General features: G+C 72.5%; 2 protein-coding genes. Both read left to right on the forward strand.

The window, feature by feature from the left end; genetic code table 11:
* A partial coding sequence (locus E1200_RS32260) for a thiolase family protein (protein ID WP_131956299.1) occupies positions 1-1,058 on the forward strand: 1,058 nt, incomplete at its 5' end.
* Positions 1,055-3,142 carry a 3-hydroxyacyl-CoA dehydrogenase NAD-binding domain-containing protein gene (locus E1200_RS32265; RefSeq protein WP_131956301.1) on the forward strand — a complete coding sequence of 696 codons (2,088 nt, stop codon included), beginning with the start codon at positions 1,055-1,057 and terminating at the stop codon, positions 3,140-3,142. The genes E1200_RS32260 and E1200_RS32265, both read left to right, overlap by 4 nt.
* Positions 3,143-3,158: the final 16 nt, after the last annotated feature.

The following is a 3,158-nucleotide window of genomic DNA, read 5'->3' on the forward strand; positions in this document are numbered from 1 at the left end:
CCCTCCCGCCCGAGCGGGTCGACGAGGTCGCCATCGTCGCCACCACCCAGACCGGCGACCAGGGCCTGACCATCGGCCGGTCCGCCGCCGTGCTGGCCGGGCTGCCGAAGAGCGTCCCCGGCTACGCCATCGACCGCATGTGCGCGGGGGCGATGACCGCCGTCACCACGTCCGGGGCCGGGATCTCGTTCGGCTCCTACGACGTCGTCATCGCGGGCGGCGTCGAGCACATGGGGCGGCACCCGATGGGCGAGGGCGTCGACCCGAACCCGCGGTTCCTCGCCGACCGGCTCGTCGACCCGTCCGCCCTGGTCATGGGCTCGACGGCGGAGAACCTGCACGACCGGTTCCCGGGCATCACCAAGGACCGCGCGGACGCCTACGCCGTCCGCAGCCAGCAGAAGGTCGCCGCCGCCTACGCAGCCGGGAAGATCCAGCCGGACCTCGCGGCGACCGCGATCCGCTCCGCCGAGAAGGGCTGGGGCCTCGCGACCGAGGACGAGCCGCCGCGTCCCGGCACCACGCTGGAGAGCCTGGCCGCGCTGAAGACCCCCTTCCGCGTCCGCGGCAACGTGACCGCGGGCAACGCGGCGGGCCTCAACGACGGCGCGACCGCCTGCCTGCTGGCCGCCGAGGACGTCGCCGGCGAGATCGGCCTCACCCCGCGGATGCGGCTGGTCGACTTCGCGTTCGCCGGGGTCGAGCCGGAGGTCATGGGCGTCGGGCCCGTCCCCGCCACCGAGAAGCTCCTCGCCCGCAACGCGCTGACCATGGACGACATCGGCCTCATCGAGATCAACGAGGCGTTCGCCGTGCAGGTGCTGGCGTTCCTGGAGCACTTCAAGATCGCCGATGACGACGCGCGGGTGAACCCGTGGGGCGGCGCGATCGCCCTCGGCCACCCGCTCGCCTCGTCCGGCGTCCGGCTGATGAACCAGCTCTCGCGCCTGTTCGAGGAGCGCGCGGACGTCCGGTACGGACTGACCACGATGTGCGTGGGCATGGGCATGGGCGGAACCGTCCTCTGGGAGAACGTGAACTGGGAGGGCTCGGCATGAGCGAACTCGCCGCACTCTTCGCTGACGAGGTCGTCACGCGTGCCCGCGTCCGGGACGTGACCCTCCCGTTCGGTGCGGGCACCCTCGCCCTCATCACGCTGGACAACGGCCACGACCACACCAAGCCCAGCACGTTCGGGCCCAACGGCCTCGCCGAGCTGGACGCAGCGCTCGACGCGGTCGCCGCGCGCGACGACATCGCGGCCGTCGGCGTCACCGGAAAGCCGTTCATCTTCGCCGTCGGCGCCGACCTCAACGGCGTCCCGCTCATCCGGACGCGGGAGGACGCGCACGCGATCGCCAGGCTGGGCCACGACGTGTTCCGGCGGCTCGGCGAGCTGGACGTCCCGTCGTTCGCCTACTACAACGGCGCGGCGATGGGCGGCGGCGTCGAGATCGGCCTGCACTGCACCTACCGGACGATCTCGTCGGGCGTCCCGGCGTTCGCGCTGCCGGAGACCTTCCTCGGCCTCGTGCCCGGCTGGGGCGGCACGTACCTGCTGCCGAACCTGATCGGCGCGGAGAAGGCGATCAAGGTCGTCATCGACAACCCGCTCGCGCAGAACCGCACGCTGAAGGGCCCGCAGGCGTACGAGCTGGGCATCGCCGACGCCATCTTCGACTCGGCGGACTTCCTGGAGGAGTCGCTGGCCTGGACGGCCCGCGTCCTGAACGGCGACATCGTCATCCGCCGGCCCGAGGTCGACCGGGGCAAGGCGTGGGACGACGCCGTCGCGGCGGCCCGCTGGAACGTGGACGGAAAGCTGCACGGCGCCGCCCCGTCCTACACCCGCGCGCTCGACCTGATCGCCGCGGCCAAGGACCGCGACCGCGACGCGGGCTTCGCCGCCGAGGACGAGGCCCTGGCCGACCTCATCATGGGCGACGAGCTGCGCGCCGGCCTGTACGCGTTCGACCTCACCCAGAAGCGCGCGAAGCAGCCCGCCGGGGCGCCCGACCAGGCGCTGGCCCGCCCGGTCACCAAGGTCGGCGTCGTCGGCGCCGGGCTGATGGCCTCGCAGCTCGCGCTGCTGTTCGCGCGGCGCCTGGAGGTGCCGGTCGTGCTGACCGACCTCGACCGGGAGCGCCTCGACAAGGGCGTCGGCCACGCGCACGGCGAGATCGACAAGCTGCTCGGCAAGGGCCGCGTCTCCCCCGACAAGGCGAACCGCCTCAAGTCGCTCATCACCGGCTCGCTCGGCAAGGAGGCGTTCGCCGACGCCGACTTCGTCATCGAGGCCGTCTTCGAGGAGATGTCGGTCAAGAAGAAGGTGTTCGCCGAGGTCGAGGAGCACGTCTCCGCCGAGTGCGTCCTCGCGACCAACACCTCGTCGCTGTCGGTGAGCGAGATGGCGGCCGGGCTGCGGCACCCCGAGCGGGTGGTCGGCTTCCACTTCTTCAACCCGGTCGCGGTGCTGCCGCTGCTGGAGATCGTGAAGGGCGAGCGGACCGGCGACGCGGCCCTCGCCACCGCGTTCGCGACCGGCAGGCAGCTGAAGAAGTCGTGCGTGCTGGTCAAGGACGCGCCGGCGTTCGTCGTCAACCGCGTGCTGCTGCGGCTGCTCGCCGAGATCGTCCGGACGGTGGACGAGGGCACCCCGATCGAGGTCGCCGAGCGCTCCGTCGCGCCGCTGGGCCTGCCGATGCCGCCGTTCGTGCTGATGGGCCTCGTCGGGCCGGCGATCGCGCTGCACGTGAACGAGACCCTGCACGAAGCGTTCCCGGACCGGTTCCCGCTGTCGGACAACCTGGCGAAGATGGTCGCGGCCGGCAAGACCGGCGTGTACCTGCCCGACTTCTCCCTCGACCCGGAGGTCGTGGAGATCTTCGGCGGCGGGACGGACCCGTCCACCGAGGAGCAGGTGCTCGGCCGGGCGCTCGCCGCGCTCGCCGACGAGATCCGCCTCATGCTGGACGAGGGCGTCGTCGCCGCCCCGCAGGACATCGACCTGTGCATGATCCTCGGCGCCGGCTGGCCGTTCCACCTCGGCGGCGTCACGCCCTACCTCGACCGGTCGGGCGTCGCCGAGCGGGTCACCGGCCGCCGCTTCCTGGAGCCGGGAGTGGCGTCCCTGCCCACCTGACCCGCCGGCCCACCTG

The organism is Actinomadura sp. GC306 (genome assembly GCF_004348665.1).
Taxonomy (GTDB): Bacteria; Actinomycetota; Actinomycetes; order Streptosporangiales; family Streptosporangiaceae; genus Spirillospora.